The following is a 4,035-nucleotide window of genomic DNA, read 5'->3' on the forward strand; positions in this document are numbered from 1 at the left end:
AAAAATAAATATTATCAATGAAATCAAAATTCAAATTATAATATTCAGCATAATTCTTATATGTTATCCCGACATCGCAACGCTTATTTTTGACGTAATCGGCTATTATATTGGGATTATCAAGATAAATAATATTTTTGGTATTCAATTTATCATACGAGTAATCATACAGGCCTGATCCCTTATATAAAATCGCAGCTGTGTCATAATTTCTTTTGCTGTAAACAAAACCGTATGGTGTACCAATTTTAATTATATCATAGTTTTTATTTTCAGGGTTATTTTTATAATTTAAAATATATAGATCAGCCTCATTATTCTCCATGGATCTTATAATGTCATTGTATCCTGATTCTATGAATATTGATTTTAATCTTATATTATACGGCATATCCTCAATTAATGGTGAATACTGACCGTATATAAGAATATCAGGTATGTTATTATTAAAAATATTAACTTTAATTTCTGTATTTTTCTTTAAATATTCTGACGTTGAATTTATGATAGAAAAACCGTTGGCCCTCATTATTCGGGATATTGACCCTGAATTGCCATGAACCTGATATGCATAATATTTTTTATCCTTTTTTAATAATTTTATTAAAAGCAAATCAGTGTTGCCAACATGCAGCTCAAAATTTTCTTTTGTATATGCATTTATTTTATTATAATTATAATTATAATTAAAAATGCTGAATATATTCGGTATAATAAGTGAATACAAAATCATCATGGAAGAAACCGGGAAACCAGGAAGACCAAAGATTATTTTTTTGCCTGATTTTGCAAAAATAAATGGTTTCCCTGGTTTTACCCTAACGCCATGGAATAATATCCCTGGAGTATATTCACCCAATATTTTATAAACCATGTCCTTATCGCCTGCAGATGTACTCCCAATTGTAATTGTTATATCGTTATTATTTACCGATTTATCAATTGCATTTTTTATTAATTCATAATCATCTGATAGTATTCCATAATTTTTTACATTAAAATTATTAAGGCTGTTAAGTTCTGATTCTATTGCCATAGCGTTGGAATCATATATTTTCCCATCTATATAATTATCACCGGGATAAATTAATTCATTTCCGGTGCTTATTATTCCTATGTTAATTTTCCTTAGAACCTTTATTTTATCAAGACCTGTGGCTGCCAGCACTGCTATATGCCTTGAATCCAGCATTGTGTATTTGTTTAATATTTTTTCACCCTTTATAACATCAATACCTGCATTTGAAATTTCATTAAATTTTGGAACAGATTTATAAAATATTACAGTATTTCCATTTATATTTGTATCCTCAAATGGAACCATGGCATCTGACCCTATTGGTATTGCACCGCCTGTTGGAACCTTTATGCATTTCCCGCTTCCGGGATGATTCACAGGTGTTTCACCAATAAATGTTTCGCCTGAAAGCAAAAGTTTAACAGGATTATTATAACTTGCATCCTTAATATCAGATGATATAACGGCATAGCCATCAACCTGTGATCTTGAATATAAAGGTAAATTATTTTTGCTGTAAATGTCCTCTGCGCTTATTCTATTGTATGCTTCACTTAAATTAATAATCTCAGAATCTGATAATTTTTCCATATTTTCATTTATTATTTTATAAGCATCATCAAATTTTATTAAATCATGGAATATTAGTCCCATTCTATATCACCTATTTTATATGCATTTATTATATTACCGGCCTCTATTCCTTCTTTATAATCTGGAACCATAACAATGGAATTTCCATATATTATTGATGATAATATGCCGGAACCTGTTGTTCTTAATGGTTTGATATGAATTCTATTATTTACTGTATATGCTCTGCATATTTGAAATGTTGTAAATCCTATTTTATTATGTATATTTTCATCAAGAATTCCATTTATTTTATCATAAATATCAAAATTAGATATTTTTTTTATATACATATTTACAAATACCAATGATGAGATGAGTGCTGCAACAGGCAATCCAGATACCGAAATAACTGGCTTATTTTTTATATTAAATAATGCAACTGTTCTGCCAGGTTTTATTGCCACACCAGAAAAGAGAATACTCCCAATTCTGGACACTGCATCTGTTGTTTTATCCCTTCTTCCAAGACTCGTACCTCCAGTAATTATAATTATATTGCACTTATCAATTATTTTATTTATATGGTTAATTATGCATTCCTCATCATCACCGCATATGCCACCGTCCACTACTTCAGTATATGGCCTTGAATAATAATTTTTAAGGAGAATACCTGTGGAATTTACTATTTTTTTGTTTATAATTTCATTTCCTGTGTTAATTATGCCTATTACTATTTTTTTATATACATTAACATTATTTATTTTAACTGATGCCATTGCAGCTAAATGCTGGGGCAGTATTTTATCGCCCTTTTTAAGTATTCTGTAATTTTTGGATAAATCCTCACCCTTTTTGAATATATTTTTATTTTCACCAGAATAGGAATAAACATATATATAATTACCAGACCTTTCTGTTTCCTCTACCTTTATTACTGAATCCGCACCCTGTGGAATCTCTGAACCGGTGTAAACCTCTATGCATTCATTTATATTTAAATTCTGATCAAATTTTTCCTCTGCGGATTCTGACCCAATTATAGTTAACTTTGAAGGGTTATTCACAGAGGCATTTAATGTATCCACCGATCTAACAGCATAGCCATCAACAGCACTTTTATCAAATTCAGGTACATCCATATTTGATAAAATATCATTATATATAATTCTATTAATAGAATTGTTTATACCTACATTCTCATATGCTGGATATTCCCATTTAATAGAATTAAAAATATTAACAGCTTCTTTATATGAAATAAATTTATCAAAGCCCTCCATAATATGCTTCATATTAACCACCATTTACCTCCCGGAGGAATATAACAACACAATTTTCTTAATTTTTTACCCTTGTAATCTTCATTATATATTGATATTAATAAATTCCTATCATTTTTTATTTCAAGATATTTATTGAATATAATTTTTTAATTTGTCCATTGAATTTAAATTTATATTTATAATTTCATGATTCTCTCCTCTTATGTCTTTTATATGTTGAAAATAATAATTGCATACCACTGAGTTGTAATGAAAAATAAAATGAGTGGGGTCCAAGGTAGGAAAATAATGCATATAGTGAGCTGACGTATGTTTAAACAACCTAATGTAATTTCCTAAAAATTATAAAAAATTAATTTTTTCCTGTGAGAAGGTTCAGTATAGTTTTGGCTATTTTATTTTCTGATTCATTAATATTGTTTTGTTCCATTGATTTCCCGGTTACTGCATTGGAGTAAATTAAATGCACTGATAGTGCCCTTACATTTTTAAGCCTTGAAATAAAGTAAAGTCCGGCACCTTCAAGTTCAACTGCAATGTGACCAGTTTCTGACAATTTTTTAATAAACTCTGGTGTGTGGGCAAATAATGCATCACTTGTAAATACATTTCCTATTTCAGTTTTAATATTAGCGTTATTCAATTTTTCCCTTTCAGAGGCAAGAAATTCAAAGTCTGGTGTAAGGGCCATTGAAAAGTCAGAATTCAGATACTGTTTAAATGTGCCTCCAGGGTTATAAGAATATCCAATGGGAAGAACCACAGTGCCCGGTTCCATGCTGTCTGATACTGCTGTGGCTGATCCGAATCTTACTATCTCTCTGGCACCAAGAGATATTAAATCGTCTGTTACCAGTGTTAATGATGGAATTCCTATTCCATGAAAGACTGTGGTAATATCCTCATTGCCATATTTGCCTGTGTATGCAGTGTAACCCGCAAATTCTGATATTTTTACTGGGTTCTCAAGGAGGGAATTAACTATCTTTTGTCTGTTCAGGTTTCCAACTATAACTACTTTTTTGCTTACCTTTTCTGCCTTTATTATTGCCATAATTCCAAATTGCATAAATAAAGAAAAGTATAATGTTAGGCAAATGTTCACATATAAACTTTAAATAATTTTGTGATATTATCATATAAGACAGTTATCTA

General features: G+C 29.7%; 3 protein-coding genes. All 3 read right to left on the reverse strand.

Translation table 11 applies throughout. The features are described from left to right. Positions 1 to 1,672, reverse strand: a 1,672-nt coding sequence (locus AOG55_RS01775) for a molybdopterin molybdotransferase MoeA (RefSeq protein WP_055040813.1), incomplete at its 3' end; no start/stop codon positions are given. After that, the gene (locus AOG55_RS01780; RefSeq protein ID WP_055032253.1) at positions 1,663 to 2,889 is read right to left on the reverse strand and encodes a molybdopterin molybdotransferase MoeA; all 1,227 of its coding nucleotides are present in this window, start codon (positions 2,887 to 2,889) and stop codon (positions 1,663 to 1,665) included. The genes AOG55_RS01780 and AOG55_RS01775, both read right to left, overlap by 10 nt. Before the next feature lie 343 nt (positions 2,890 to 3,232). Then, positions 3,233 to 3,934, reverse strand: coding sequence for a phosphorylase family protein (locus tag AOG55_RS01785; protein ID WP_048101377.1), 702 nt, complete (start codon positions 3,932 to 3,934; stop codon positions 3,233 to 3,235). Positions 3,935 to 4,035: the final 101 nt, after the last annotated feature.

The organism is Acidiplasma cupricumulans (assembly GCF_001402935.1).
GTDB classification, from domain to species: Archaea; Thermoplasmatota; Thermoplasmata; order Thermoplasmatales; family Thermoplasmataceae; genus Acidiplasma; species Acidiplasma aeolicum.

What these genes read in the sequence shown, in the direction of transcription:
- AOG55_RS01785 (WP_048101377.1), bottom strand. Translation starts at nt 3,934, where the DNA reads ATGGCAATAATAAAGGCAGAAAAGGTAAGCAAAAAAGTAGTTATAGTT.
- AOG55_RS01780 (WP_055032253.1), bottom strand. Translation starts at nt 2,889, where the DNA reads ATGAAGCATATTATGGAGGGCTTTGATAAATTTATTTCATATAAAGAA.